Genomic DNA, 24,676 nt, shown 5'->3' on the forward strand with positions numbered 1-24,676 from the left:
AGCAACAAAAAATCAATTAGAGTGTATTGCGCGCAATAATATTGCGCGTTAGGGACCGTAAAAACGGTATCCAGAGCGCACGACGCGAGTGCGGCCTGAAATATCGGCAGTAGCTCGATTTGAATTCGGTACACGTGAACGCGTGATGGCGCACGTGTCGGTGCACGGATGACGGACGGCGGCGAATGGCTCTCGATCACGGACGCGGCGAAGAGGTTGACGGCGGAAGGTGACGCCGTCGATCGCTCGACGCTTTCGCGTTACGTGAGCCAGCATGCCGAGGCGTTAGCGACTCGCCGTGATGGCAAGTCGAACCTGGTTGAACTCGGTGCTCTTCGACTGCACCGGAATGAGAACGTCAGGCTCCGGCGCGCCGTGCCGATGCCGTCCAGCCCGCAACAGGCGTCGCCATCGTCGTCGCCGTCCGGTAGCCGTTTTCCCGGCTCGCAGGCCGACGGTGCGGCGCGCAAGGCGCAGGCCGACGCCGAGATGCGCGAGCTGGACCTCGCCGAACGTCGCGGCGAGCTGACGCCGGTTTCGGAAGTTGACAAGGCCGGACGTGACGCGGTCGCGTTGATGATGAGCGCGTTCGATCGCGCGCTCGACAGCGAGGCCGCATCCGCGTCTGTGAAGTACAGCTGGGACGAACGTATCGTCCGTCTGGTGCTGAAGGCATATGCGCGGCGCGGCCTCGACGTGTTTCACGGCGAGGTGCTGAAGATGCTCGATGGTATCGACCGGGCCGAGATGGCCGCAGCACAGGGCGACGACAGCGCCGTCGAGGCGCCGCTGCAATGAGCTTCATTGATCCGCGGCTGCGGTTCCCGCATCTGCCGCGGGGCGCCAAGGTGCTGTTCGGTGGGCTCGCCGCAGCGTCCAAGCCGATCGAGGATCTGACGATCAGCGAGTGGGCTGATCGTTACCGCGAAGTCTCGGCAGAGTCGGGGTCGCCTTGGCCGGGCAAGTTCCGCACCGATCGGGTGCCTTACTTGCGCGAGCCGCAGGACTGCTTACACCCCGATCATCCGGCGCGTCGTGTGACGGCACGCTGGGCGGCGCAGCTCGGTAAGTCGACGGCGATCGAGAACTGGTTCGGGTACGTCGTTGACCGAGCGCCTGGCCCGATGATGATCGTGCTGCCGACGCTGGAGGAGGCGACGAAGTTCAATCGGGTCAAGCTTGATCCGACGATCACCGCCTCGAAGGCCTGGAACCACAAGGTCGCGCCGGTCAATAGCCGCGACGAGAAGGCCTCGACAACGGCCTACAAGCGGTTTTCAGGCGGCTATTGTGTCATCGTCAATGCTGGCTCCTCGAAGGGCCTGCAGATGGTGTCGATCAAGAACCTCGCGATGGACGAGGTGACCGGCTATCCGCGTGACGTCGACGGTCGTGGCAGTCCCCGCGACCAGGCTCGCGCCCGACAGAAGATGTTCGGAAATCTCGGCAAGGAGTGGGAAGGCTCCACGCCGGGCATCGAAGGCGAGTGTATGATCACCGCCGACTTTCTGGCGGGTGATCAGCGCTACTACTACGTGCCGTGCCCGCATTGCGCCGCGCTGCAGCCGCTCACCATGGAGCAGATGCGGGCCGCCGATGCAGCGCAGAAGCTGCCGGTGCACTTCCGTTGCCTCGCATGCGACGGCGTGATCCTCGACGGCCACAAGCACGAGATGCTCGCCGGCGGCGTGTGGATCGCACGGCGCGTGCCGGAGGGAGCAGATCCGGTGCCGCTGGTCATCAAGCCGGCGGAGCTTCCGCGCTGGCGTTGCGACCCCTGCGAGGGCCGCTGCGCCGATTGGCAGCCGAGCTATCATCTTTGGGCCGGCTATGCGCCGCGAGAGCGCTTCGCCGATATCTGGGACCGCTGGGAAGCGGCTCAGACCGACACGACGAAGCTGCGGACGTTCTATCAGCAGGATCTTGCCGAGCCCTACGATCCGGGCGGCGCTGCGGTGGAATGGGAGAAGCTGCTCGAGGCCGCGAAGGCTGGAGCCTATCCGCGCGGCAAGGTGCCAGCGGAAGCCGGGCTGATCGTCTCGGCGGCTGACGTCCAAAGCTACGGCATCAAGTGGGCGGTGTATGCGATCGGTCCGCGCGGCCAACGCTGGCTGATCGACCGCGAATTGTTCGAGGGAAAGCCGGATCAGGAAGACGAGCCTTGGATCGCGCTGTCGGATGCGCTGGGGCGGAAGTATCCGACCGCAGGCGGCGGAGAGGTCGGCATCGAGTTGTCCGGCGTCGACTCCGGCTTCTGCACCGATCGTGTCTATCGGTTCTGTTCGAACCGCCCGCATTGCTTCGCGCTGGACGGACAGCATAAGCAAAAGCTGCCCTGGCTCGGCACGCCGACCAAGCGTGACATTCGGGATCGCAACAAGCGCATCATCGGCAAGGTGTCGCTGTATCCGGTCGGTCTTTACGATGTGAAGACGGAAGTGGTCGCCGGCCTCGCCAATCTGGTCGAGGGGCCGGACAAGGCCGGCCGGTGGCCGCGCAACACGTTGCATCTCACCGGCGAGCTCGCCGACGAGCATTTCGTCAAGGAGCTGACGGCGGAGCGGCTGGTCGATCCCGAGCAGGAAAGCCGGGCGAACGCGAACAAGAAAACGCGATCGCTGGTGAAGCCCAATGCGCCACGCGAATGGCAGAAGCTGCCGGGCCGCGCCAACGACTGGTTCGACACCACGGTCTACGCGCTCGCGCTGGCCTGGCACCTCGAGCACAAGCATCGGCTGAACGAGGCGCGCTGGGCCGATCTGCTGCTGATCGTGCACGGCAAGCCGGCGACGCCGGATTTGTTCGACGCCGCGGCGTCGCCCTTCGAACGCAAGCCTCCGCCGGCGGCAACCAGCGAGCAGCGCCAGCAGGAGCGGGCACGGCGACGCGACAAGTGGAAGAAGCGATGAGCGAGGACACCATGACAGATCAGCCGTACATCTGCCCGGAATGCTCCCGCGCTTTCGCATGGGGCCGCGACGACGACAGCCCCATTGCTGTCGCGGCGTGTGACGAGACCTGCGCCGAAAACGCCTTCTGGAAGTTGACAGGACATATGGAAGCCGAGCACCCCCAGGTTGGGCATCTCTGCCCGCGCCGGTCCGATGGCGCGCCGGCGTCGTTCGCGAAGCGGCGCGATTGGTGGTTGAAGCGGCAAGATGAGCAGCGGTCGTGCAGCTACTGCGGTTCGATGCACCCGGACGATCTGTTCGCGGCGATCAACGCCGGCGCAGAGCTGGTTCCGACCGATAAAGACTACAAGCTCTATGTGCGGAACGGAGATGCACGGCAGGAGGAGTTCTATTTCCAGCACTTCACCGCGGAGCAGCAGCTCCGGTTCATCGATCTCTACAACAAGAAGCGTCTGAAGCTCGCATTTCCTGGGCACTTCTATCGCCTACCGTTCTTCGCTCAGGCGGCCTGATCTTTGGATAGACTGTGACCCTGCTCGATCGCATCCTCGGCCGTAGCAAGGCCGCACCCGCAAGCGCCACCACGGCGCCGCCGCGGGTGCGGGCTGGATATCTGCGCGATACGCGCTCGCGGGTGCTGTCGACCCGCACGGCCAGCTTGCGCGATCATCGCGACGACGTCCGCATCGCCTGGCGGCGGGCGGCCGGCATTGCGATGGATCTGATCCAGAATTCCTCGCGGCTGCGCGGCGCGGCCGATCAGGTGATCGCCGACACCGTCGGCGTCGAGCTGGTGCTGAACCCGCAGCCGGACCCGAAGGTGCTGGCCGATCTCGGCTACAGCCCGGAGGAGGCGGCGGAGCTCGTCCGCACCATCAAGCAGCGCTGGAAGCGCTGGGCCTGGAACCCGCGCGAGTGCGATCTCCGCGGCAAGTTCACCGTGCCGCAGCAGATCGACATCACGCTGCGGTGGGATATGGCCTATGGCGAGGCGCTCGGCCACATCAGCTACATGACGCCGGCGGAGCGCCGCGCCTATGGTATCACCAGCGGCACCAAGATGTGCCTGGTGAATCCGACCAAGCTGGTGCAGGACACCAGCGAGATCGAGGGCATGTTCCAGGGCGTGATCCACGATCCGAACGGCCGCCCGATCGCCTATCGCATCGAGCAGAAGGAAGCTGGCATCACGGTGAAGCGCGATTACCGCGCCTATGATGCCGAGGGCCGGCAGCTGGTGGTGCACGTGTTCGACCCGATGGATGCCGGCGACGTTCGCGGCATCAGCCGGATTGCCGCGGCGTTCCGCGAGCACATTCAGCAGGAGCTTCTGGTCGACGCCACGATTCAGACCGCGATCCTCCAGACGGTGTTCGGCATCACGCTCACCAGCAAGTCGCCATCGAAGGAAGCGTTCGAGGCGATCTCGCAGCTCGCCGACGATATTCCGGCTACCCCTGGCGCCGATCGGCCGCTGTCCTTCGCTGAAGAATTCCGCGACTACTTCCTGGGCACCATGGAGCGCGCGGCCGAAAGCGAAATCGCGATCGGCGGCGATCCGCAGGTGTCGCACCTGGCGCCGGATGAGGAGCTTAAGTTTCACGGCGCGCAGACGCCGGGGCCGCAGTTCCAATCGCTCAACAACGAGCTGTCGCGCGGCATGGCCCGGGCGATCGGCATCAGCTACGGCGGCTTCACCATGAACTATGAGGGGGCGACGTACTCCTCGACCCGCATGGAGAATTCGTCGATCTGGCCAGTGGTGACGCGTCGGCGCGAACGCATCGCTGCGCCGATTCAGCAGGTGGGTTACGAAAGCTGGCTCGACGAAGAGATCGGTGAGGGGCGCATCGCACTCAAGGGCGGATACGAGGCGTTCCGCGCCAATCGCGAGGCGCTGGTGTGGGCCTTGCACCAGGGCCCGGCCAAGCCGACCGCCGACGACGGCAAGAGCGCGAAGGCGTCGACCGAGCGGATCTACAACGGCACATCGTCGCTCGCCGACGAATGCGCCGAATATGGCAAGGACCCGGACGAAGTGTTCGAGCAGCGAAAGCGCGAGCACGATAAGTACGTCGCCGCCGGCATGCCGTCGCCGTTCCTGCGCAAGCAGGATGCCGGCAACGACGTCGCCGCCGACCAGCAGCAGGATGCGCAGCCGCAACCGAGCGAGGCGGTTTGATGGCGAACCTGATCGTCATTAACGGCGTCTCGGTCGATCTCGACGAGCCCTGCGCCGTCGTCGCCGCGCTGAAGCGTGCGGAGATGGAGATTACGCTCGGCGGCGGCGTGATCGCCGCGCGGTTTGAAGACCACGAGGTGAGCTGGACTGCGGCCAACTTGTCCCGGCTGCAAGACATGATCGCCGATTACGAGCGCAAGTGCGCCGCCGCCCAGGGCCTTCGCACCCGCTACGCCAAACGCCTGCGCTTCGTGCGCTGAAGGACGTCGATCAATGGATCTGGCTTATCCGCATCTCTGCGGTCAGCTGTTCGAGCAGCCGCTGATGTATGATCCGCGCAAGGCGGAGGTGGTGCTGCGGGCGCTGGGGCCACAGCTCACAGGTCAGTCGGTCACGATCGTGAACGGCACCGGCGGCGTCGATCACGTCGCCTTCGCGAACGGCCGTCCCTCCGCCGGCGTGATCGGCGATCGCATGGGCCGCGCCTATGATCGCAACGGTTATGCGCCGTTCGACATGGTCGACGGCGTCGCGATCATCCCGATCGAAGGCTCGCTGGTGCAGAAGGGGGGTTGGGTCGGCGCCATGTCCGGTGAGACGTCGTATCAGGGCCTGCAGACCCAGATCGCCCGCGCGTCCCGCAACGCCGACGTCAAGGGCGTGGTGTTCGAGGTCGACAGCTTCGGCGGCATGGTCAACGGCGGATTCGAGACCGCGTCGATGATTGCGGCGCTGTCGAAGGCCAAGCCGACGATCGCCATCCTCACCGACTTCGCTTATTCGGCGGCGTATCTGCAGGCCAGCCAGTGCCGCCAGATCATCGCGCCGCAGTTCGGCGGCGCCGGCTCGATCGGCTGCGTCATGCTGCACGCTGATTATTCCGGCGCGCTCGAGCAGGGTGGCATCAAGGTGACGCTGATCCAGTCCGGCGCGCACAAGACCGACGGCAACGCCTTCGAGCCGCTGCCGGCGGAGACCAAGGCGCGCTGGCAGGCGCAGGTCGACGCGGTGCGCGATCAGTTCGCGGCGGCGGTCGGGCAGGGCCGCAAGAAGCGCTGCAGTAAGGCCGATGCGCTGAAGACCGAGGCGCAATGCTTCACCGCGGCCGAAGCACTCGACCTCGGCCTGATCGACGCTGTCGGCGACGGCCAGGAGGCCTTCGCGGCCTTCGTCAAGGAAGTCAACCGGAGATCCTGATCGTGGCGAACAAAAGCCTTTTGGCCGCCGTCCACAGTGCTGTGGCCGGAACGGTCGAAGCTGCTCTCGACGAGAGCGAAACCAGCGCCCCGGCGCTTCAACACAAGGAAGGTAGCATGGCTGCACAGAGCCAGCCCGCCGGGGGCGACAACAATCCCGGCATTTCGCAAGCCGCTCACGACGCCGCGGTCAGCGCCGCGCGCGCCGATGGCGTCACCGCCGGCGCCAAGGAGGCAACCGATCGGCTCTTCGCCGCGCTCGGCGCCGAAGGCGTCAAGGGCGATGCCGGCCGGATGGCCGCCGCGCTGGATCTCGCCGTCAAGTCGCCCGGCATGTCCGGCGGCGACGTCGCTGCCTTCGTGGTGGCCAACGTCGCCGCCAGCAAGCCCGCGGCCACGCCGGCAGCCGACTACGCCGCCCAGCGCTCCGCCGCCGCTAGCCTGGCCGCGCCGGAGGCCAAGGGCGACGGCAAGGGCGACAAGTCCGCGCTCGCCGCGGCCGTCGCCGCCACCAACAAGCGCCGGTAAGGGGAGCATCAGATCATGGTGACGTTGACTGAGAACATCTACCGCACGGGCGGTTACATCGTCTCCGAGGCGGCGGGCTATCGCTCGCGCGAGCAGGCGACGATCAAGTCCGGCTCCGGCAAGCTGCTGGCTGGCGCCGTGCTGTCGCCGGAGGTCGTCATCGCGAATGCCGCGGCGAGTGCCTCGGCTGATGCGGCCAATACCGCCAACTCGGGCACCATCGCGATGGACGGCACCGCGCCGATCGCAGCGACCGCCAAGAACGGCCGCTACATCGGCATCTGCTCGGCGGCCACCAAGGTGAATTGGGAAAATCCGGACGGCGTCGCGATCGGCGTGTCGACCCACGGCTCAGCCTTCACCGGCGGCGGCATCAAGTTCACCATCACGGCAGGGGCGTCGGCCAACGTTGTTGGCGACAAGTTCTATGTCGACGTGGTGATCGAGACCGGCGACATCGTTTACGCCCCCTACGACGGCAGCAAGCCGGCCGGCGCTATCCTCTACGAGGGCTGCGATGCGACCGACAACGCCGTCCGCCGCACCATCACCGCCCGCGACACCGAGGTGACCACTGCCGAGCTGCAGTGGAAATCCGGCGTCACGGACGGCCAGAAAACCGCCGCGCTGGCCTCCCTGGCGTCGCTCGGCATCATCGGCCGCTAAAGGAGCGAACCGCCATGGCACTGATCACGGACATCTTCAACCAGAACGGCTGGGGTGCGATCGAGTTCAACGAGGAGATCGTGGAGCGAGTAGACTTCAAGCCGCAGCTGCTCGGATCGCTCAACCTGTTCGAGCCGATCTATTCGCGCTCGCGCACCATCGCGATCGCGCAGAAGGACCGCACGCTGACGCTGATTCCGACCTCGGCGAACGGATCTCCGCCGCAGGAGCTGGAGGTCAACGCCGGCGATCTGAAGATGTTCAACGCGGTTCGTCTCGCCAAGGGATCGACGATCTTGGCCGCCGAGATGGCCGGCGTGCTGGCACTGCCGTTCGATCAGCAGACCAAGGACGTTGCGCAGGAGGTCACCGACCGCACTGCGTCGATCATGGACGATCTCGAGCTGACCTGGGAGCACATGCGGTTCGGCGCCATCCAGGGCAAGGTGCTGGATGCCGACGGCACCACGGTGCTGCACGACTGGTATTCGATCTGGGGCATCAGCGAGGCGGCCGAGATCAACTTCGAGCTGAACGTCGACACCACCGACGTTCGCAAGAAGTGCCGCGACGTCAAGCGCGCGATGATGAAGAAGGCCAAGGGCGTCTGGGCCCCCGGCACCCGCGTCGGTGCGCTGGTCGGCGACGAGTTCTTCGATCTGCTGGTCAATCACAAGCAGATCAAGGAAACCAAGCTCGGAAACGAACGCGCGCCGCTGCTGGAGAACATCGAAGGGTATTCGGCGATCGAAATCGAAGGCATCACCTTCATCAACTATCGCGGCACCGACGACGACTCCACGATCTCGATCGCCACCACCAAGGCGCGGTTTTTCCCGATCGGCGCCCGCGGCGCGTTCAAGGTCGGCTGGGCGCCGGCCAACGAGTTCAAGCCGTACCTCAATCAGCGTGGCCGCGAGTACTACGGCCTGATGCTGGCCGACACTTCCGGCCGCGATGCCTGGGACCGTGTCGAGCTGTACAGCTATCCGCTGTTCATCCCGACCCGCCCCGAAATGCTGCTGCGCGCCAAGCAGCAGTGATGGATGGCCGGGTCAAGCCCGGCAATCGCCGCTCTCACGGAAAGCCCGGCGGAAACGCCGGGCTTTTTGCGTCATAGGGCAGAGCAATTCGTCAGGTTTGTCCGACCGTCATGCCGTCTCCCTTCGATATCGCCGCCGCCAAGGCATCGAGCGCGATTGATCGCGTGTTCGGTGAGGAGGAGGGATTCGAGCTGATTGGAATGGCGGAGCAGGATGACGTCAATCTGCCGCGCGGGATCGACGCTTCACGGCCGGCCTTCACGATCACGGGCGCTTACCGGGCTCCGAGCGAGTCCAAGTTCATGCAGGCGCGGAGTCCCTTCCAGGAAGATCGCGCGCCGAAAGTTGCTGTGAGTGCGCCGCACGTGTCCTTCGCATCAGCGTCCCTTCGCTGGCCGCTGCAGCCGAAGGATGTGGTGGTACGCAACCGCACCGGCGAGCAGTTCGAGATCACCAAGACGCTGCCCGATGGCGCTGCGCGCACCATCGTCCATATGACGGCGCGGCGGCGCTCCGACATCTGACGGCTGGTTATCATGTCCCTCGCTCGCACCGCTCTGCGCCTGCTCGCCGTCGCCATCGTCCAAGGTGAAGCGGGCAACCGTCCGACGATCGCTGAGGGGCGTGTCTACGATAGCCGCGTCGATGATTTGGCGCCGGAGCACTGCGACTCCGATGCGATGCCGACGGTGATCATTCTGACCGACGCGGACGAGGGCGATGCGCTCTCGGCGCAGAATGGTGGGCCGCCGTTCGCTCGCATGGTCGACATCAGTTTCCAGCTCGGCATGATCCAGTCGCTGCGGCAGGACAAGGAGTTCATCGTCGGTTATCCGGACACCGACGCGCGGCTCGAAGCGGCGCTGGATCTGCTGGAGCACCAGGTCGTACGGCGGTTCGGGCACGAGCTCGATGCGCTGCCCGTGCTGTTTCGCCGCTTGGTGCGCATTCGGAAGCGCAGCAGCAACCGGGAAGTCCTGTCGGATGCCGGGATCAAGGTGGCCTGCCGCGTGCTGACGCTGCAGTGCCAGTTCAAGGACGACGACCATCTGCCGATTGACCCGGCGGCGACGGGCTTCGGCCTGCTGCCGCCGATGCTGCGCGAGGTCGCCAATGCGCTGCCGGCTGAAAGCGCCGGGCGTGACACCTGCAAGGCGATCGCCGCGGCGCTCGAACCCAAGCCACTGACGCCGCTCGAAGGCATCGACATCGCCGTCAACGTCGCCGGCGCCGATCGTGAGGCGGTGCCTGACATCTCGATGCCGCTCGATTTTCCGAACCAGGACTGAGGGGATCATGACCGAGTCGATCTACGTCAAACCGCGGGAAGGCGGCCGCGTTCGCATGCCGGAGCGCAACTACAACGTGATGCCGGCGGAAGGCGCGGTGGTGCCGCGTGTCGATTACTACGAGCGGCTGCTGATCGGCGGGGATATCGCGATCGCAGATCCTCCGGCCGCGGAGATCGCCACCCAACCCGAGACCAAGCCGGCGGGAAAGACCGCCCAGATGAAGGAGTAATCCGCCATGGCTGTCGCGTTCAATTCGATCCCGTCGAACCTTCGCGTTCCGCTGTTCTATGCCGAGGTCAATGCCGGCCAGTCGCCCTATCAGGGCCCAAGCCGTACGCTGCTGATCGGCCAGAAACTGTCGACCGGCAGCGCCTCGGCCAATGTGCCGATCATCCTGTCGGGCGATCCGCAGTCGCTGGTCGGCGCCGGCTCGATGCTGGCCGAGGAGGCGATCTGGGCACGGCAGAACCACCCTTTCGGCGAGATCTGGATGCTGCCGCTCGCCGATCCCTCCGGTAATACGCAGACCTGGACCATCACCATCGCAGCCGGGCTCGCCGGCAAGTCCGGCACGCTGCCGGTCTATCTCGGCGGCGAGAAGGTCAGCATTGGCGTCGCCACCACGGACTCCACCTCCGACGCCGCCACCAATCTCGCGGCCGAGATCAACAAGGGCTACACCAAGTTCGGCCGCAGCCTGTCGTTCCCGGTCACCGCGGCTGCGGCGAGCAACGTGGTCACCCTGACGGCGCGCCATGCCGGCGCCCTGATGGCGAAGTTCTCGGTGCTGAAGGATCTGGTGGGCGACGAGGGCCCGCTGCAGCAATATCTAACGATCGCGGCCGGCACCGCCGGCACCGGTGTGCCGACGCTCGGCACCGCGCTGGCGTCGCTCGGCGACATGGAGTTCGATTACATCTGCTCGCCCTATGCCGACACCACGTCGCTCGACGTGGTCAAGGATTTCCTCGGCGGCACCTCCGGCCGGTGGTCGCCGATCCAGCAGCTGTTCGGCCACTACTGCACGGTGATGTTCGACAGCTACGCGAACTTGGCTTCGTTCGGCGCTGGCCGGAACGACCCAAACGTCTCGATCCTCGGCGTGGTCGACAGTCCATCGCCGCCGTGGCGCTGGGCAGCGGCCTATGGGGCTCGGATCGCCAGCGACAAGAACCTCGGCGGTGAAGTCGACCAGGCCTATCGCATCAGCCTGCCGGTCCAAACGTTGGATCTGGTCGGCATCCGGCCGCCGCAGTCGCGGGTCAACTGGTTTTCGATCACTCAACGGAACACGCACTATCAGGATGCCATCTCGGGCTTCAAGGTCGCCGCCGACGGCACGGTGATGCTCGACCGCGTGGTCACCACCTATCTGACCAACGCCTATGGCCAGCCGGACATCACCTGGCTGGACATCGAGACCCGGCTGCAGATGGTGTATTTCGTGCGCTACATGCGGCAGCGCATCACGCAGAAGTACGGCCGCTGTGCCCTGGCCGACGACAACCCGAGCGCTAATCCGGGCATCGTCACCGCCAAGATCCTGAAAGCCGAGTGTGTCCACGCCTATATGGAGCTCGAAGCCGGCGGCTTGGTCGAGAATTCCGACCTGTTCGCGCAGCGCCTCGTGGTCGAGCGTTCGTCGGATCCAAATCGCGTCAACGCTTACTTGCCTGTCGACGTGGTCAATCAGTTCCGCGTGTTCGCCGCGAACGCCACGACCTTCCTGCAGTACCCGGCCTGACGATCATCCGGCGCGGCCATTGCCGCGCCGTTCGCCTCCTCATTTTTGCACAGCGGAGTCTGAGCCATGTCCCACACGGCAGGCGGTCGGGTCTCGACCGTCATCAACGGCGTTCCTTATTCGGCCCGCGGCGAGATCACGCTGTCGGCCTCGAACATCTCCAACGAGTCCGGCGTCAACCAGGACGGCACCGTCTATCGGCTGGTCAAGCCGAAGGTGCGCAAGGCCGAGCTGACGTTCGATCGGTTCGTCACGATCGATGACCGCCCGCTGATCTGGGACGAGCGCGTCATGAACCTGATGAACATCCCGGTCACCTTCGTCGAGGACGATACCGGCCTCACTCATGTCTTGTCCGGTGCGTTCTTCGAGGGTGAGCCGCAGGGCAATCTCGCGACTGGCGAGGTCAGCGGTCTTTCGATCGCAGCGAGCGGCTACAAGACGTTGAACGGCTGATCGCGTCATGTCAGATCAAGTCGAAGTCGCCGCGTCAGATACGGCGAAGCCCATACGCCAGCCTGAATTCACCCGAGATCCCGACGGCTCTCTCACGCGCACGCTGATCAAGCCGATCCAAGGGCATGGTGACAAGGTCATCACAGCCATCCGCCTGCGGCCGCCGCGCTACAGCGATATCATGGCCCATGGCGACCCCACACAGATTATCGCCATGGTCGGCGCGCTGCTGCCGCAGACCGACATGGGAATAGTTGCGAAATATATCGCAGCGCTGTCGATCGATGCGGCTACCGGAGACAAGATCGATCCTGGACTGCTTGAGCAAACCGATTATCGCGATGCGCTTGCCTTGACAGAGGCCGTCAAGGATTTTTTCAGGGCGGCGTCGCAGACACCCACGACGCCGCCGACATCTTGATATTTGGCTTAGGATTCGAGTTCTCTGAAGTCATGAAGATGACCGCAGATGAAATGGTTATTTGGCTTCAGCGTTTTGCCGCATGGTCGAAGAAACGGCGAACTCGACGGGGAGGGGGCCGAGGACGATGAAGGTCATTGAGGCCAAAGCGATCATCAGCGCCGCAGACAAATCCGGCGGCGTGTTCGATGCCATTGCCAGGAAGCTTGAGAGGCTTTCCGGTGTCGCAGCAAGAGCGAGCAGCCGTGTTGCGGCGGCTGGAAACGTCGCTGCTGCGGCTGATCGCGCTGCCTCTGCGCATGCTCGCGTTGGCGGCGCCGCCGGACTCGCCGCCGGACGTCTCGCCGTCGGCGCCGCGGCGCGGGTGTTGGCGCCGGCGGCCGTTGCCTATGGCGGCGTGCAGTCGGTCAAGCGCTTTGCCGATACCGATATGGCGCTGACCCGCATCGGCATCACGGCGGATGCGACCGACGAACAGATCAGCAAGCTCAACAAGTCGGTGCGTGATCTGGCCTTCGCGTCGGGTAAGTCGTTCGACGACGTCACCAAGGGCCTGGAAAGCCTGGTTGCCGGCGGCATGGATCTGCCGCAGGCGATGCCGGCATTGCCGGCGATCGTCAAGACGGCGCAGGCCGCAGGCGCAGAAGTCGCCGACATGGCCAACACGACGTTGGCGCTCAACCAGGCGCTCGGCATCGCGACCGACAAGATGCAGTCGTCGTTCGACGTGCTGGTCACCGGCGGCAAGGCCGGCAAGTTCGAATTGAAGGACATGGCCCGCTACATGGCTTCGATCGCGCCGGCTGCGGCCGCGATCGGCCTCAAGGGCGAGGCCGGGCTCAAGACCATCGTCGCGATGATGCAGACGATCCGGGCGGGCACCGGCACGTCGGAAGAGGCGGCGGCCTCGCTGCAGAACATCTTCGCCAAGATGGAGAGCGAAACCACCACGGGCAAATTCGAGAAGTTCGGCATCGATCTGCGCAAGGAGATGGACAAGGCGCGCAAGTCCGGGCGCGACCTGCTGACCGTGTTCCTCGAGCTCACCGAGAAGGCGACGAAGGGCGATCTATCGAAGATCCCGCAGCTGTTCACCGATATGGAATTCGCTCGCGGCATGCGGGCGCTGATGCAGTACCGGGACCTGATGAAGGAGGTCACCGAGAAGCTGGATAAGTCGTCCGGCTCGGCGATGAAGGATTTCGCGCGTGTGCTGGACCGGCCGAAGGTGGCCGTCGATCGGCTGTCGGAGAGCTTCGATCGGCTCAAGGAAGCCGCCGGCGCAGCTTTGGACGCGATCGGGACTTCGAAGGGCATGGACTGGATCGCTCGCAAGACCGAGGAGGCGATCGAGTACCGCAACAAGCCGGAGGTCGAGCGCGCCCGCGTTCGCGCTGAAACCGACCGTCGCGCCGGACTCGAAAAAGAGAAGGCCGCTGTTCAGGAGAAAATCCGGCTCTACGAATCTTTCGGTAACAACACTGACCCGTCGGTGATGGACCGGATCAAGGGCCACCCCGGCGCCAACATCGGGAAGCTGTTGGCCGATCTGCGGCTGAAGCTGTTGGCGATCGAGGGCGCCATGTCCGCGGCGTCGCCGGAGGATCTGCCGCCGATCATGTCCGAAAAGGAGATCGAGGCGGTGAAGGCTGCGCAGGAGGAGCTGCGCAAGAAGAGCGAGGCCGATGCGGCGAAGCAGCAGCAGAAGAATGCGCGACCCGGCACACCGCTGCCGCAGTCGGACCCGCGAAAGGCGCGGCCGTGGGAGGGCAACATTCTCGATCTGCCGCCGGTGAAAGCGGAGCTCACCGGCAGCGCCGAGGTCAAGGGTGAGACCACGGTCAAGGTCGAAGTCGAACTGAAGCCCGCGCCAGAGCTCGTTCAGGCGGTCGCCTCGGCCAAGGCAAGCGCCGCAAAGCTTCAGGGCATGATCAGCGCGAACGGAGCCGGATCGACTGGCCGTTCGTCTCCGGACGCCGCGCCGGGCGGCAAGGGCGTGGCGGGTAACAGGTGATCGATGACAGTTGCGCGCGACTGGACCAAGACCCTCTGGCCGGCATCCTACAAGGGCGTGCCGTTCTGGGTGGAGAGCGACGCCGAGGAGGGCGGGCGGCGGATCGTGGTGCATCAGTTTCCGATGCGCGACGATCCGTTCCTCGAGGATCTTGGCGAAGATAAGCGGACTTTCGAGGTGGTGGCTTACGTCGCGTCCGACAGCGCCGACGTCGACGCCGCGACGGTCGTCGCCATTTGCCTGACCCGCGGCCCCGGCATTCTCGTGCTGCCGGCACATGGCCCGATCCGGGTTCGTGGCAATGGCGCCCGCCGCTACCGCGAGCGGGATATGGCGGGCTACATCGCGCTGCGCCTCAACTTCATTCGTGAGGGCGCCGCCGGCGCGCTGGTCTCGGTGGCGATGCTCGCCAACCGGGTGTTTCTCGCAGCCGAGTCGATCGCGGGCGCGATTGCAGCTGCGTTCGTTGCCAATGTGACGCCGGCAAATCCTGACTTCGTGTTCGACGAAGCGGTGGCGGCGACACAGGATGTGCTGGCAGCGCTTGAAACGGTGCGCAGCACCGAGCCTGTCGAGGTCACCGCCAGCGCAGCGCAACGCAACGCGATCCAGGCACTGTTCGATGGTGCTGCTGATCTGATCGTGGATCCGCAGACCATTGCCAGCGTGCCGGCCGGCGTTGTTGCGGTCGCCCGCGCATTGGGCGACGCGCTGCCGGCTGATCGGGCGCTCGCGGCATTCCGATCCCTGGCAGTCGAGCCGTCGCTGCAAGCCAATCCGGTTGGCGCGCGTTACGTCACGCCGGCGGCGGCGGCCGCGGCGGCGAACCGGGATGCGGCGAACCGTGCCCTGCGGTTGGCGGCGCTCACCGCGTTCGCCGAAGCTGTCGCCCGCGCTGACTTGAAAGATCGCCCGAGCGGCATTCGGCTCCGCGCCGAGGCTGCCGAGTTGTTCGAGAGCGAGCTGCTCGATCTGCCGGCGTCGGAGATGGACCTCGCGCGCGCCATCGGGGCTATCCGTGATGCGGTGATCGAGTATCTGTCGCGGGTGGTGCTCGATTTGGCGCCTGTGCTGACGATCGAGGCTAATCTCAGCAAGTCGTCGCTGTATTGGTCCTGGCGGCTTTATGCCGATCCGGCGCGATCGGGCGAGCTTGTCGAGCGGAATGGCGTCGTGCATCCATCGCTGATGCCGCTGGCGTTCGAAGCCTTGGCGCGGTGACGCGATGGGGCCTGAAATCATCACCATCGTGGTCGGCGGCGCGCGCTGGTCCGCGTTCGAAAAGATCAATGTGCACGCCGCATTCAACGAAGCGGCGCGGTCGTTCAGTTTCGAAGTTGCCGCCGAGATGGGTTCATCGGCCACCAACCGGCTGTTCGCCAAAGGTACGCCGGTCAAGATCTATACCAACGCCGACCTTCTGCTCGACGGCCAGGTCGACAAAAGGCAGCCGCAGTTCGAGGGCGATCCGCCAAAGGCCAGCATCACCGTCACCGGCCGCTCGAAATCGGCTGACTTGATCGACGGCAGTGCCGAGCACGAGACCGGCTCGATCAAGAGCAAGACTCCGGACCAGATCGGGAACGAGGTCTGCAAGAAATATGCAGCGAAGTTCCGCACCGATCAGCAGCTCGACAAGGTCGAAAAGTACCAGGTGACGCCGGGCGAGAGCGTGTTTCGCTGTGTCGAGAAGCTGGCGCGGCAGCAGGGCATGACGCTGGCCGGCCGTCCTGATGGCGACGTCGACATCACCAAGGCTGGAAGCAAGCGCCATGCCGGTGGGTTGATCGAGGGAGTCAACATTAAGGGCGGTTCAGCTGATCACGACGGGTCGAACCAGCATTCTGAATACATCGTCCGCGGTCAGCGGCCGTCGGGCCACGGCGAGGACAATCTCGAAGTCGAGGCGCGCGAGAAAGACGAAACGGTCAAGCGGCATCGCCCGGTGGTGATCGTCCAGGATGAAGACACCGACAAGAAGCGGGCGAAGAAACGGGCGAAGAACCGCAAGGAACGCGCCGCCGGCGACGCCCTAAAGGCGACGATCCGTGTGCAGGGATTCCGCGACGAAGGGGGCACCGTTTGGACGCCGGGTTGGCTAATCTGGACCGAAAGCCCGTTTCTCGACATTGCGCAGGACATGCTGATCGAGAGCGTCGACTTCGACCAGGACGATGGTGGCAGCATTGCAACGCTGGGGCTGACCGATCCTCGCTCCTATGGCGGCGAGGACAGCAAGGGCAATAAATCCGGCGAAGAGTGGAAGCGCTAATGTCGTATTTCGAGCATGACGACGCGCTGCGCAGCTTTCTGCGGCGGGCACGGGTGCTGAAGATTGATGACAGCGGCTCCCAACAGCTGCTCGACCTCGGCGGCCTGAAGTCCGAGCGGCCGGAGGAGATCGTTCGCATTCAGGATCACGGCTTCACGTCGCACCCGCCGAAACAGGCCGAGGGCGTGATGCTGCAGCTCGGCGGCCGCTCAGACCGCACCATGTTCTTCGGCGGCGAGCACAAGGATTACCGGCCAAAGAACACGGCCGAAGGCAATGCGGTGCTCTACGACGACAAAGGCAATGTCGTCTGGATGAAGAGCGGAGATGGCATCCACCTCACCGCGAAGAAAGGCCAGGTCGAACTGCGATCGACCGACGAGAAGGTCTGGGTGAAGCCCGGCGACGGCAAGAAAGTCTATCTCGGCGGCGACGGCACCGACGGCACCTATGCGGCGGTGATGACCGAGGAAGGTGCGTCGATCAACGTGATGGCGAGGGTCGGCTGATGGCGAGGCTGCAGGTCCGCATCGGCGAAAGCTCCGATGAGCAGCCGAACCTTGGCTGGGATACGATCTGGTCGCCATGGGGTGGCTGCGGGGATTGGGCGATCGCCGGTGCGGACGAGCCGCAGAACCGCGGCGGCCTGCGGGCCAAGGCGGCGCTGCACACTGCGGTCATCATTCAGCTGTTCACGGATCGCCGCATCGAGGACGATCACCCGCTGCGCTATCTGGTGCAGGGCGATGATCCGCGCGGATGGTGGGGCGATGGCGTCGATGTCCGCGCCGATCTGCACGAGACCGAGCTCGGCTCGCTGCTGTGGGTGTTCGAGCGCGCGCCGCTCACCGAAGAGATCAGGCAGTGGGTCGAGCGGCTCGCGCTCGAGGCGCTGCAGCCACTGATCGACCAGGGGGCCGCGGCCAAGATCGAGGCGCAGGCGGTTGCGCAGTTTGCGCTCAACCGCTGCGACCTCGCGGTGCAGATCTACGGCCGCGACGGCGCGCGCGTCTATGACCAACGGTTCGAGGATATCTGGCGGCAGTCTGTGACGTCGCCGGCGTCGCCAGATTTCAATGACCTGCCGAGTGGGATCGCCTGATGCCGTTCTACATCCAGAGCCTGCGCGAGATGGCGGAGAAGGCGCGTGCGGCCTATCGCGCGAACCTGAAGGGTTCCGACGCCTCGATCTGGCCGAACAACGTCTATGTGTCCGCGAAAGTGATCGGCGGCATGACGTTCGAGGTAATCGGATTCCTGTCGTACATCTCGCGGCAGAAGTTTGCCCACACTGCGCCGGATCTCGACAGCCTGCTGCTGCATGGCGCTGAATTCGGGCTGCCGATCAAATCGGCGCAGCCGGCCGGCCCCGGCAAGGTGGTGGCGACCACGGCCGCTGCGATCGCGATCGAAGCCGGGGCGCAGTTCGCGCGCAGCGACGGGGTGATCTACCTCGCGACCGCGGGAGGATCGCTGACCGGCGCCGGCGAGCTGTCGTTCGATGTGATCGCGGCTGCCGACGGCAAGGCCGGCAACGCCGAGGCGGGGACGCCGCTTGCGGTTGTGTCCGGCGTCACGTGGACGGGAGATACCGCGCCGACATTCGCTGTCGGCGCCGACGGGATCACGCTCGGCCTCGATCAGGAAGACATCGAAGACTACCGGGCTCGCATCCTGTTCCGGAAGCGCAACCCGCCTCACGGCGGGTCGCCGGCCGATTACGTGATTTGGGCGAGCGCAGTCTCCGGCGTCACCCGGGTGTATGTCGAGCCGCGCTACGCGGGGCCTGGCTCGGTGCGGGTATGGCCGATCATGGACGGGCTCTATGCCGACGGCATCCCGCAGGCGGCCGACATCGCGCGGGTGCGTCTGGCGATCGAGGCAGTCATGCCGGCCGGCGTCCGGCTCGCGGTGCAGGCGGCGGCGGCGCGGGTGGTCAACATCACCGTCAGCGGCCTGACGCCGGACACGACGGCGGTGCGCGAAGCGGTGCTGGCCGAGCTGCGCGACGCCTTCCTGCGGCGCTCACGTGTCGCCGGCATCGCTGATGTACACCCGGGAATGCCGTTTCTGGCCACGCCGGCGACGTTCTCGCGGTCCTGGCTGTGGCAGGCGATCGCCAATGCCACGGGAGAGGATCGGCATGTGCTGGCCGCGCCCGCTGCGGACATCTCTCTTGTGACGGGTGAGATCGCGACACTCGGCACTGTGACCTTCGCCTCCTCGATCTGAGAGCAGCGATGTTTCGTTGTCCGACGAAAGACGACCTGTTCGACAGGGTCGCATTGCCGCGCGGACGCGCATGGCAGACTCACGAGGGCGGCCCGTCGCCAGCGACGCCCTTCGGTCAATTCTGGCTGGCCGCCGCCGAGGTGTTTGCCTTCGTGGCGAAGCGGGCCTGCGATCTGCGTTCAGAATTCTGGTGCGCGACGCACAGCGAGACGCACGATCAATGGATGACCGAATACGGGCTGCCGGATGCCTGCGACCCTTTCCCGGATCTGTGCACCAAGGTGGCGGCAATCGGCGGCACGCGCTGCGAGTACTACGCGGCGATCGCCGCGCGGGCCGGCTGGTCGATCAGGTGTATCGAGGAGCAGCGGTGCGGCGCGCGGGCCGGTTGCGCTCGCGCTGGAAACGCCCAGGCCGGCCGCCGGCGTGGCGGGGTGATGAAGATCGTCGTCGATCTCGGTGCCAGCTTTTCCTATGTCGGGCCAAGGTCGCAACCGCCGCGCGCAGGACGATTCCGCGCCGGATGGCGGCTCGGCTGTCCGCCCGACATCGGGCCGCTCGAATGCCTTCTTGCCCGCGTTGTGCATGCGGAAATTCTGATCGTCTACGAGGTGACCAATGGCTGATATCTTCGGGCCGGCAACGGCCGACTATGCCGTCACGGTGCGTCCGGCGGAAACGCGGACGTTCGACATGTTCGACACCTGGATCAAGGATTGTTCCTCGGCGACCGCGGAGGACGGCACCGAGCTCGAAGCGTCATTTTTCAATGGCATCATTGCCGCGTTGCGCTCCCTGGCGCGCGCCAATGGCGCGACGCTTGCGGATTCGTCGGATAAAATCGTCGCTGAGGTTGGTACCGACGACGACCTGCTTACCAAGGCGGTGCAGAACCTGATCCAGCGCGGTCTTACGAACTATGTCGTCGCCGCCGGAACCGCCGCCGCGATGGTGGCCACGTTGCAGCCGGCCTTGAAGGAGTATCGCGCCGGGTTCCATTGCTGGGTGAAGGCTAGCGCAGCGCCGACAGGATCAACCACAGTCAACTTCAACGGCCTCGGCGCAAAGTTGATCCTGAACCAGGACGGCAGCGCTATCGTCGCTGGACAGTGGTCGATGAACGCGTCGCTGCTGCTGTTCTACAACGGCACCTATTTCGAGTTGAAATCTCTCCACAATAGCGCTGGGCCAATGACGCTCACCGCGCCGCGCGACTACTATGTCAACGCTTCGACCGGCAGTGACAGCAACGATGGCCTGACACTCGGCGCTGCGTTCCAGACCCTGCAAAAGGTGGCGAATGTCGCCTCGAACTTCATTCTGAACGGCTATACGATTACCGTCCACATTGCGCCCGGAACGTATGCGCCGGTGACGCTTCCACCGCTCGCTGGCGGTGGCGTGGCGGGAGGTTTGGTCAAGTTCGTCGGCGACGTGACGACCCCTGCCAACGTTCTGATCTCTGCCTCGCAGGGGCCAGCGGTGACGTCGGGCGGCAAGGGCTATCTGCTCTCCGGGGTCAAGGTGGCCAGCGCGGCCAACAATGCCACGACCGGTGCGCATGGCTCAGGCATCACGGCACAAGGATCGGCCAGCGAAATCAGCTTGGTCAACGTCGAGTATGGCTTTTGTTACTTCGCGCACAAGGAAGCCGCCTACGGCGGGACTATCTATGTGCTTGGAACAGAGGCGTTGGCGGGGGCTTTTGAGACGATTTCCGGGGGGGCGGGAGTCGGAGGGCACGAATATGCTTATAGAGCCGGCCGCATTTTCCATTCCGGGAGCGCATCTCTGTCGATCTCTTCTGCAGTAGCGATCGGCTACTTTGCCAACTCTCAAACGCAGGGAATGATCGTGACGGGATTCTCCTCAATCACCGGGGCTGGGAATATGACCGGGCAGAAGTACTACGTGTCGGCAGGCGCGGTCATCGATGTCGGAGGAGCTGGGGGGAGTTACCTGCCTGGTACGACGGCCGGCGTGAATTCCGGAGGATATTACCTGTAAGGGAGATCATCGCAATGCAGCGGAACCCATTCAATCCGTTCGACTGGTACTGGCTCTCCGACGATGGGCGGCTGTTCTCCAGCGCCGCGCAGGCGTTGGTGGCGGAAAGCCATCCTGCCTATGTGGCATGGACCGCCGAGAACAGGCCGACACCGTGGCCGCGCGACCAGACTGGAAGTCAGACCATCGCGGCGCTGCAGGATGTGCTGACGCCATATGGTCTGTTTGCCGACCTTAGCCTTTACACGACCATCAAGCGCGACGAGTTGATCGATGCGGGGTTCACCTTCGGTGGCGTCGTCTACCAATCGCGGCCGACCGATCGCGAGAACATCATCGGCGCGGCGCTGATGGCGTCGATGGCTGTGGCAGGCGGCGCACAGCCTGGAAACTATCGCTGGGCAGATCCCGATGCGGACTTCGAGTGGATCGCGCTCGACAATACCAAGGTGAAGATGGATGCCCCGACCGTGATCGCCTTCGGTCGGGCACAGGCGGCGCGCAAACAGGCGCTGATCTTCGCGGCACGCACCATCAAGGATCAGGTCGCGGCCGGCGCGATCACCACAACGGCTGCGATCGACGCGGCTCTTGCAGCCACGCCCTAGCGGGCGGCCGAAAGTCCAGGCTGCGGCGAGCGGCCGATCATCAACGGAGCATTCGTCATGACCGACCTCGATCCCGAGGCCGCGCCCGCGCGTGCGCGGCCGAAGCGCTTGACCCTGATTGACGAGTGGAAGCGCGAGGCGCGGCGGTTGTGGTCGATGCGCGCGGCGCTCGGCGGGGCGCTGCTGTGGTCGGCCGTCGGCGGACTGCTGATGGTGTGGCCCGGCATCGCCAGCGTGGTCCCACCGCTAGCTTACGCCGTGATCGGCGTGGCGCTGTCGATCATCTACGGGCTCGCCCGCATCCTCAAACAACCAGGAACAGACACATGAAGACGACCCACAAGGCCGGCCTGTCCGTTGCAGGTGCAGCGCTCGCTGGCGTGCTGATCGCGCATTGGGAGGGCATGAACCTCGTCGCGAAGCACCTGCCGTTCGATCCGCCGGGCGTGATCACCGTGTGCGGCGGAATCACCAACTACGATTGGCCGTGGTTGAAGGCCGGTATGACCTTCACCAAGGAGCAGTGCGAGCACGAGCTAGCGCATGTCGGCGAGCGCTATGCCGACAAGGTTGTGCTGTGCGTTCCGTCGCTGCCGGAGATGCCGCCGCACCGTCAGGCGGCGATCGCCTCGTTCGCGGTCAATCTCGGCGTCGGCAAGGTGTGCGGAACGTCGATCGCCCGCGATCTGAATGCCGGCCGCATCCGCGAGGCTTGCGACGCGATGGTCAAGTACGTCTATGCCAACGGCAACTTCATGAAAGGCCTGCTCAACCGCCGCACCGATGCGATGTGGGGCGAGCGGCCCTGGTGCCTGCGGGAGGACTGATCGCGTGGGACAAGCCGCAATCAGCTACGACGCGAGCGGGCTCTATGCGCTGACGGCGGTGTTCGTCGGGCTCTCGCTGCTCTGCATGATCTGGAGGAAGTGAGATGTTGATCGACCTGTTCTGGTTGGCGGCCACGTCGGACGTGGTGATCATGTCGCTGGCGGTCGTTGCGGCGATCGCCATCCTGATCACCAACTTTCCGTTGGTGCGGTGGTTTCCGGCCCTGGAAACCTACGTGAGCACCGCGACGGCCATCGGCTACATCGCGCTGCTGATGTTTGGTGCGGTGCTCGGCGCCCGCATCGCCGACGAGCGCGCCGAGACCAAGAAGCTGCGCGACAATCTCGCGTGGTCGAACAAGCAGCTCGAACAGCAGGCCGCTTCGGCTGCGGAAGCTGCGCGGCTGCGACAGCAGGCCGAAGCCAAAGCGAACGATGCCCAACGAAAGGTCGAAGACTATGAGTCTGAATTGGCGAAGCGGAAAGGTTGCGTTGATCCTCTCACTCGCGACGACCTTAAGCGCATGCGCGACCTCGAGCGGTAGCCCGCCGGCTGCGGTGGTGCAGATCCCGCGCGATTGCGAGAACCTTGCCGAGAACGTCCCGTCGCCGCGCCGCGACGAGGGGCAGAACCCGAAAGCCGCACTGGCCCAGCACGTCGTGGCGCTGAAGCGCGCCAACACCAATCTGACCGCGACCCGCACCTGCCAGCAGCACCAGCGCGAACGCTTCGCCGGGCAGGGCTCGTGATCGGCAACTGATGCCGTCCGGCGCGCGGTGCGCCGGGCGGTTAGACTTCGGGGTGGGCATTCATGACGATGAACGACATCGTGCCGCGGCCGCGGTTCGAGCCGACTTACAATTTCGGCCATATCCTCATCCTGATCGGATGGCTGGCCGGCGGCATCGGTGGGGGCTTCGGCGTCTATCTGACGCTGCGGACCGAGATGTCCCAGCTGCGCAGCGAACTGGCGCTGATCTCGCTGCGGATGATGGCGGTCGAGAAGGGGCAGGACAAGCTCGCCGCCGGCTTCGATCGCATGACCGAGATCCTCACCAGCGACGCCCGCCAGAACGTGCGCCTCGACTCCGTCGAAACGCGGCTCGGCGCGATCGAACACCGCGGCCTGACCGGGCCGCGGTGACGTTGTTTGCAGATTCTGCACATCCCAAAATCAACATGGAGATCACCATCAATGAACGCTGCTGAGGAGCTTCTGTCGGGCGCTGTTGCGTCCGTCGTCGCCGGGTTGCCAGGTGCAATCTGTGATCAGGCCAAGGCGCGCGGCCGGTATCTGGTCGAGTGCTTCGACGAGCACGGCGTGAAGCAGTGGGAGACCGAGATCGAAAATCTCGTCACCACGGCCGGCAAGAACGATCTGCTCGACAAGTACTTCGCGGGATCGGCCTACACGGCGGCGTGGTACATGGGCCTCGTCGACGGCGGCTCGACACCGACTTACAACGCGGGCGACACCATCGCGTCGCATGCGGGCTGGACCGAGAACGTCGGCTACAGCAACTCGACCCGCCCCAGCGTGAGCTGGAATGCGGCGTCGGCCGGCTCCAAGGCGACCACCAGCACCTCGTTCAGCATCAATGCCGCGGGCACGCTGGCCGGCGCCTTCCTGGTGACCAACAGCACCAAGAGCGGCACGACCGGCATCATGTACTCGGTCGGCGCGTTCACCGGCGGCAGCTTCACGGTGCAGAACGGCTGGACCGTCAACGTCACCTGGACCGGAACGATCACCTAAACCACCTAGGAGTACAGCACGATGTCTCTCAAAGTCGGGGATGCCGCGCGCATTCCGCACTCGACGTTCACCGGCACGCTCGCCGAGCAGCGTTTCGACCCGAAGGAAGGCACCCGCGAGGTGCTGTTCGTCTGGACCGACGCCGAGGGCGTCGAGCAGCAGCGCTGGTTCGCCGAGGATCAGCTCGAAGTCGTCACCGCGGCCGCCTAGCGCGCCGAGACCGCGCGGCGCGGAGTTTGCGCGCGCAATCCAAAAAAGCACCTGAAGGATAGACCCATGACGGCTTTACAAGACAAGCTCGCCGAGCTGCAGCCCTATGTCGGCAAGAATTGGAACACCGACAAAGAGTCGATTCCGATGCCGATTTCCGACGTGCTGATGTCGAAGCTCGACGGCACCGGCATTCCCTATTGCTGGATCGAGCCCGGTGTCTCGGCCGGGCCGCCGCAGACCGACCGGATTGTGATCACCGTCGACGAGAACGCCGACATCACGTCGATCGCTATCGGCTGAGGACCG

The 24,676-nt window shown here is 65.0% G+C and carries 32 protein-coding genes; all 32 read left to right on the plus strand.

What is annotated here, in order from left to right:
- Positions 1–168: 168 nt before the first annotated feature.
- The 32 genes from RPPS3_RS12990 to RPPS3_RS13145 all read left to right on the plus strand — a co-directional run bounded on the left by RPPS3_RS12990 (position 169) and on the right by RPPS3_RS13145 (position 24,670).
- Positions 169–798, plus strand: a complete 630-nt coding sequence (locus RPPS3_RS12990; protein WP_107344478.1) for a hypothetical protein — start codon at positions 169–171, stop codon at positions 796–798.
- Positions 795–2,909 (plus strand): phage terminase large subunit family protein, encoded by a 2,115-nt coding sequence (locus RPPS3_RS12995; RefSeq protein ID WP_107344479.1) that lies wholly within the window; start codon positions 795–797, stop codon positions 2,907–2,909. The genes RPPS3_RS12990 and RPPS3_RS12995 overlap by 4 nt, the downstream gene beginning before the upstream one ends.
- Positions 2,906–3,424 carry a hypothetical protein gene (locus RPPS3_RS13000; RefSeq protein ID WP_159060678.1) on the plus strand — a complete coding sequence of 173 codons (519 nt, stop codon included), beginning with the start codon at positions 2,906–2,908 and terminating at the stop codon, positions 3,422–3,424. The genes RPPS3_RS12995 and RPPS3_RS13000 overlap by 4 nt, the downstream gene beginning before the upstream one ends.
- Positions 3,425–3,438: 14 nt before the next feature.
- Positions 3,439–5,094 (plus strand): phage portal protein, encoded by a 1,656-nt coding sequence (locus tag RPPS3_RS13005; RefSeq protein WP_199852136.1) that lies wholly within the window; start codon positions 3,439–3,441, stop codon positions 5,092–5,094.
- Positions 5,094–5,354, plus strand: a complete 261-nt coding sequence (locus RPPS3_RS13010; protein ID WP_104512780.1) for a gpW family head-tail joining protein — start codon at positions 5,094–5,096, stop codon at positions 5,352–5,354. Before RPPS3_RS13005 ends, RPPS3_RS13010 begins: the two co-directional genes overlap by 1 nt.
- A 13-nt stretch (positions 5,355–5,367) precedes the next feature.
- Positions 5,368–6,291: a S49 family peptidase gene (locus RPPS3_RS13015; RefSeq protein ID WP_107344481.1), complete on the plus strand. Its 924-nt coding sequence runs from the start codon at positions 5,368–5,370 to the stop codon at positions 6,289–6,291.
- 116 nt (positions 6,292–6,407) lie between these two features.
- On the plus strand, positions 6,408–6,818 hold the full coding sequence (locus tag RPPS3_RS13020) for a hypothetical protein (protein ID WP_159060679.1): 411 nt from the start codon (positions 6,408–6,410) through the stop codon (positions 6,816–6,818).
- A 15-nt stretch (positions 6,819–6,833) separates the two neighbouring features.
- Positions 6,834–7,484, plus strand: coding sequence for a head decoration protein (locus RPPS3_RS13025; protein WP_107344483.1), 651 nt, complete (start codon positions 6,834–6,836; stop codon positions 7,482–7,484).
- 14 nt (positions 7,485–7,498) lie between these two features.
- On the plus strand, positions 7,499–8,527 hold the full coding sequence (locus RPPS3_RS13030; RefSeq protein ID WP_107344484.1) for a major capsid protein: 1,029 nt from the start codon (positions 7,499–7,501) through the stop codon (positions 8,525–8,527).
- A gap of 110 nt (positions 8,528–8,637) precedes the next feature.
- On the plus strand, positions 8,638–9,051 hold the full coding sequence (locus RPPS3_RS13035) for a hypothetical protein (RefSeq protein ID WP_107344485.1): 414 nt from the start codon (positions 8,638–8,640) through the stop codon (positions 9,049–9,051).
- Between the two features lie 12 nt (positions 9,052–9,063).
- Positions 9,064–9,816, plus strand: coding sequence for a hypothetical protein (locus RPPS3_RS13040; RefSeq protein ID WP_107344486.1), 753 nt, complete (start codon positions 9,064–9,066; stop codon positions 9,814–9,816).
- A 7-nt stretch (positions 9,817–9,823) separates the two neighbouring features.
- Complete coding sequence (locus RPPS3_RS13045; protein ID WP_107344487.1) at positions 9,824–10,048, plus strand: DUF2635 domain-containing protein; 225 nt, start codon at positions 9,824–9,826, stop codon at positions 10,046–10,048.
- A 6-nt stretch (positions 10,049–10,054) separates the two neighbouring features.
- A complete protein-coding gene (locus RPPS3_RS13050; protein ID WP_107344488.1) occupies positions 10,055–11,563 on the plus strand; it encodes a phage tail sheath C-terminal domain-containing protein in 1,509 nt (502 codons plus the stop codon).
- Between the two features lie 66 nt (positions 11,564–11,629).
- Positions 11,630–12,019 (plus strand): phage tail tube protein, encoded by a 390-nt coding sequence (locus RPPS3_RS13055; protein WP_107344489.1) that lies wholly within the window; start codon positions 11,630–11,632, stop codon positions 12,017–12,019.
- Positions 12,020–12,026: 7 nt separating this feature from the next.
- The gene (locus tag RPPS3_RS13060) at positions 12,027–12,440 is read left to right on the plus strand and encodes a hypothetical protein (RefSeq protein WP_107344490.1); all 414 of its coding nucleotides are present in this window, start codon (positions 12,027–12,029) and stop codon (positions 12,438–12,440) included.
- 127 nt (positions 12,441–12,567) lie between these two features.
- Positions 12,568–14,454, plus strand: a complete 1,887-nt coding sequence (locus tag RPPS3_RS13065) for a phage tail tape measure protein (RefSeq protein ID WP_107344491.1) — start codon at positions 12,568–12,570, stop codon at positions 14,452–14,454.
- A 3-nt stretch (positions 14,455–14,457) separates the two neighbouring features.
- Positions 14,458–15,675: a DNA circularization N-terminal domain-containing protein gene (locus RPPS3_RS13070; RefSeq protein WP_107344492.1), complete on the plus strand. Its 1,218-nt coding sequence runs from the start codon at positions 14,458–14,460 to the stop codon at positions 15,673–15,675.
- Positions 15,676–15,679: 4 nt separating this feature from the next.
- Positions 15,680–16,726, plus strand: coding sequence for a phage baseplate assembly protein (locus RPPS3_RS13075; protein WP_107344493.1), 1,047 nt, complete (start codon positions 15,680–15,682; stop codon positions 16,724–16,726).
- Positions 16,726–17,235, plus strand: coding sequence for a phage baseplate assembly protein domain-containing protein (locus tag RPPS3_RS13080; protein WP_107344494.1), 510 nt, complete (start codon positions 16,726–16,728; stop codon positions 17,233–17,235). Before RPPS3_RS13075 ends, RPPS3_RS13080 begins: the two co-directional genes overlap by 1 nt.
- Positions 17,235–17,828, plus strand: a complete 594-nt coding sequence (locus RPPS3_RS13085; RefSeq protein WP_107344495.1) for a phage GP46 family protein — start codon at positions 17,235–17,237, stop codon at positions 17,826–17,828. Before RPPS3_RS13080 ends, RPPS3_RS13085 begins: the two co-directional genes overlap by 1 nt.
- The gene (locus RPPS3_RS13090) at positions 17,828–18,958 is read left to right on the plus strand and encodes a baseplate J/gp47 family protein (RefSeq protein WP_107344496.1); all 1,131 of its coding nucleotides are present in this window, start codon (positions 17,828–17,830) and stop codon (positions 18,956–18,958) included. The genes RPPS3_RS13085 and RPPS3_RS13090 overlap by 1 nt, the downstream gene beginning before the upstream one ends.
- Positions 18,959–18,966: 8 nt before the next feature.
- Positions 18,967–19,584: a hypothetical protein gene (locus RPPS3_RS13095; protein ID WP_107344497.1), complete on the plus strand. Its 618-nt coding sequence runs from the start codon at positions 18,967–18,969 to the stop codon at positions 19,582–19,584.
- Positions 19,577–20,965 (plus strand): hypothetical protein, encoded by a 1,389-nt coding sequence (locus tag RPPS3_RS13100; RefSeq protein WP_107344498.1) that lies wholly within the window; start codon positions 19,577–19,579, stop codon positions 20,963–20,965. The genes RPPS3_RS13095 and RPPS3_RS13100 overlap by 8 nt, the downstream gene beginning before the upstream one ends.
- Positions 20,966–20,979: 14 nt before the next feature.
- Positions 20,980–21,573 (plus strand): DUF4376 domain-containing protein, encoded by a 594-nt coding sequence (locus RPPS3_RS13105; RefSeq protein ID WP_107344499.1) that lies wholly within the window; start codon positions 20,980–20,982, stop codon positions 21,571–21,573.
- 57 nt (positions 21,574–21,630) lie between these two features.
- The gene (locus tag RPPS3_RS13110; RefSeq protein WP_107344500.1) at positions 21,631–21,903 is read left to right on the plus strand and encodes a hypothetical protein; all 273 of its coding nucleotides are present in this window, start codon (positions 21,631–21,633) and stop codon (positions 21,901–21,903) included.
- Positions 21,900–22,400: a lysozyme gene (locus RPPS3_RS13115; RefSeq protein ID WP_107344501.1), complete on the plus strand. Its 501-nt coding sequence runs from the start codon at positions 21,900–21,902 to the stop codon at positions 22,398–22,400. Before RPPS3_RS13110 ends, RPPS3_RS13115 begins: the two co-directional genes overlap by 4 nt.
- Before the next feature lie 104 nt (positions 22,401–22,504).
- Positions 22,505–22,945, plus strand: coding sequence for a hypothetical protein (locus RPPS3_RS13120; protein WP_107344502.1), 441 nt, complete (start codon positions 22,505–22,507; stop codon positions 22,943–22,945).
- Positions 22,946–22,961: 16 nt separating this feature from the next.
- Positions 22,962–23,150 carry a hypothetical protein gene (locus RPPS3_RS13125; protein ID WP_159060680.1) on the plus strand — a complete coding sequence of 63 codons (189 nt, stop codon included), beginning with the start codon at positions 22,962–22,964 and terminating at the stop codon, positions 23,148–23,150.
- Positions 23,151–23,212: 62 nt separating this feature from the next.
- Positions 23,213–23,545: a hypothetical protein gene (locus RPPS3_RS13130; RefSeq protein WP_107344504.1), complete on the plus strand. Its 333-nt coding sequence runs from the start codon at positions 23,213–23,215 to the stop codon at positions 23,543–23,545.
- 51 nt (positions 23,546–23,596) lie between these two features.
- Positions 23,597–24,157: a hypothetical protein gene (locus RPPS3_RS13135; protein ID WP_107344505.1), complete on the plus strand. Its 561-nt coding sequence runs from the start codon at positions 23,597–23,599 to the stop codon at positions 24,155–24,157.
- 21 nt (positions 24,158–24,178) lie between these two features.
- Entirely contained in the window at positions 24,179–24,367 is a 189-nt protein-coding gene (locus RPPS3_RS13140) for a hypothetical protein (RefSeq protein WP_107344506.1), read from the plus strand.
- Positions 24,368–24,433: 66 nt separating this feature from the next.
- Positions 24,434–24,670, plus strand: a complete 237-nt coding sequence (locus RPPS3_RS13145; protein WP_107344507.1) for a hypothetical protein — start codon at positions 24,434–24,436, stop codon at positions 24,668–24,670.
- Positions 24,671–24,676 lie beyond the last annotated feature (6 nt).

The organism is Rhodopseudomonas palustris, from assembly GCF_003031265.1.
GTDB classification, from domain to species: Bacteria; Pseudomonadota; Alphaproteobacteria; order Rhizobiales; family Xanthobacteraceae; genus Rhodopseudomonas; species Rhodopseudomonas palustris_H.

Bases quoted from the DNA above. Each gene is read 5' to 3' on its own strand.
- RPPS3_RS12995 (WP_107344479.1), top strand. From the start codon at position 795: ATGAGCTTCATTGATCCGCGGCTGCGGTTCCCGCATCTGCCGCGGGGC.
- RPPS3_RS13065 (WP_107344491.1), top strand. From the start codon at position 12,568: ATGAAGGTCATTGAGGCCAAAGCGATCATCAGCGCCGCAGACAAATCC.
- RPPS3_RS13015 (WP_107344481.1), top strand. From the start codon at position 5,368: ATGGATCTGGCTTATCCGCATCTCTGCGGTCAGCTGTTCGAGCAGCCG.
- RPPS3_RS13120 (WP_107344502.1), top strand. From the start codon at position 22,505: ATGTTGATCGACCTGTTCTGGTTGGCGGCCACGTCGGACGTGGTGATC.
- RPPS3_RS13020 (WP_159060679.1), top strand. From the start codon at position 6,408: ATGGCTGCACAGAGCCAGCCCGCCGGGGGCGACAACAATCCCGGCATT.
- RPPS3_RS13085 (WP_107344495.1), top strand. From the start codon at position 17,235: ATGGCGAGGCTGCAGGTCCGCATCGGCGAAAGCTCCGATGAGCAGCCG.
- RPPS3_RS13110 (WP_107344500.1), top strand. From the start codon at position 21,631: ATGACCGACCTCGATCCCGAGGCCGCGCCCGCGCGTGCGCGGCCGAAG.
- RPPS3_RS13075 (WP_107344493.1), top strand. From the start codon at position 15,680: ATGGGGCCTGAAATCATCACCATCGTGGTCGGCGGCGCGCGCTGGTCC.
- RPPS3_RS13145 (WP_107344507.1), top strand. From the start codon at position 24,434: ATGACGGCTTTACAAGACAAGCTCGCCGAGCTGCAGCCCTATGTCGGC.
- RPPS3_RS13060 (WP_107344490.1), top strand. From the start codon at position 12,027: ATGTCAGATCAAGTCGAAGTCGCCGCGTCAGATACGGCGAAGCCCATA.
- RPPS3_RS12990 (WP_107344478.1), top strand. From the start codon at position 169: ATGACGGACGGCGGCGAATGGCTCTCGATCACGGACGCGGCGAAGAGG.
- RPPS3_RS13040 (WP_107344486.1), top strand. From the start codon at position 9,064: ATGTCCCTCGCTCGCACCGCTCTGCGCCTGCTCGCCGTCGCCATCGTC.
- RPPS3_RS13050 (WP_107344488.1), top strand. From the start codon at position 10,055: ATGGCTGTCGCGTTCAATTCGATCCCGTCGAACCTTCGCGTTCCGCTG.
- RPPS3_RS13130 (WP_107344504.1), top strand. From the start codon at position 23,213: ATGACGATGAACGACATCGTGCCGCGGCCGCGGTTCGAGCCGACTTAC.
- RPPS3_RS13135 (WP_107344505.1), top strand. From the start codon at position 23,597: ATGAACGCTGCTGAGGAGCTTCTGTCGGGCGCTGTTGCGTCCGTCGTC.
- RPPS3_RS13140 (WP_107344506.1), top strand. From the start codon at position 24,179: ATGTCTCTCAAAGTCGGGGATGCCGCGCGCATTCCGCACTCGACGTTC.
- RPPS3_RS13115 (WP_107344501.1), top strand. From the start codon at position 21,900: ATGAAGACGACCCACAAGGCCGGCCTGTCCGTTGCAGGTGCAGCGCTC.
- RPPS3_RS13035 (WP_107344485.1), top strand. From the start codon at position 8,638: ATGCCGTCTCCCTTCGATATCGCCGCCGCCAAGGCATCGAGCGCGATT.
- RPPS3_RS13090 (WP_107344496.1), top strand. From the start codon at position 17,828: ATGCCGTTCTACATCCAGAGCCTGCGCGAGATGGCGGAGAAGGCGCGT.
- RPPS3_RS13000 (WP_159060678.1), top strand. From the start codon at position 2,906: ATGAGCGAGGACACCATGACAGATCAGCCGTACATCTGCCCGGAATGC.
- RPPS3_RS13095 (WP_107344497.1), top strand. From the start codon at position 18,967: ATGTTTCGTTGTCCGACGAAAGACGACCTGTTCGACAGGGTCGCATTG.
- RPPS3_RS13055 (WP_107344489.1), top strand. From the start codon at position 11,630: ATGTCCCACACGGCAGGCGGTCGGGTCTCGACCGTCATCAACGGCGTT.
- RPPS3_RS13105 (WP_107344499.1), top strand. From the start codon at position 20,980: ATGCAGCGGAACCCATTCAATCCGTTCGACTGGTACTGGCTCTCCGAC.
- RPPS3_RS13010 (WP_104512780.1), top strand. From the start codon at position 5,094: ATGGCGAACCTGATCGTCATTAACGGCGTCTCGGTCGATCTCGACGAG.
- RPPS3_RS13080 (WP_107344494.1), top strand. From the start codon at position 16,726: ATGTCGTATTTCGAGCATGACGACGCGCTGCGCAGCTTTCTGCGGCGG.
- RPPS3_RS13100 (WP_107344498.1), top strand. From the start codon at position 19,577: ATGGCTGATATCTTCGGGCCGGCAACGGCCGACTATGCCGTCACGGTG.
- RPPS3_RS13025 (WP_107344483.1), top strand. From the start codon at position 6,834: ATGGTGACGTTGACTGAGAACATCTACCGCACGGGCGGTTACATCGTC.
- RPPS3_RS13070 (WP_107344492.1), top strand. From the start codon at position 14,458: ATGACAGTTGCGCGCGACTGGACCAAGACCCTCTGGCCGGCATCCTAC.
- RPPS3_RS13045 (WP_107344487.1), top strand. From the start codon at position 9,824: ATGACCGAGTCGATCTACGTCAAACCGCGGGAAGGCGGCCGCGTTCGC.
- RPPS3_RS13030 (WP_107344484.1), top strand. From the start codon at position 7,499: ATGGCACTGATCACGGACATCTTCAACCAGAACGGCTGGGGTGCGATC.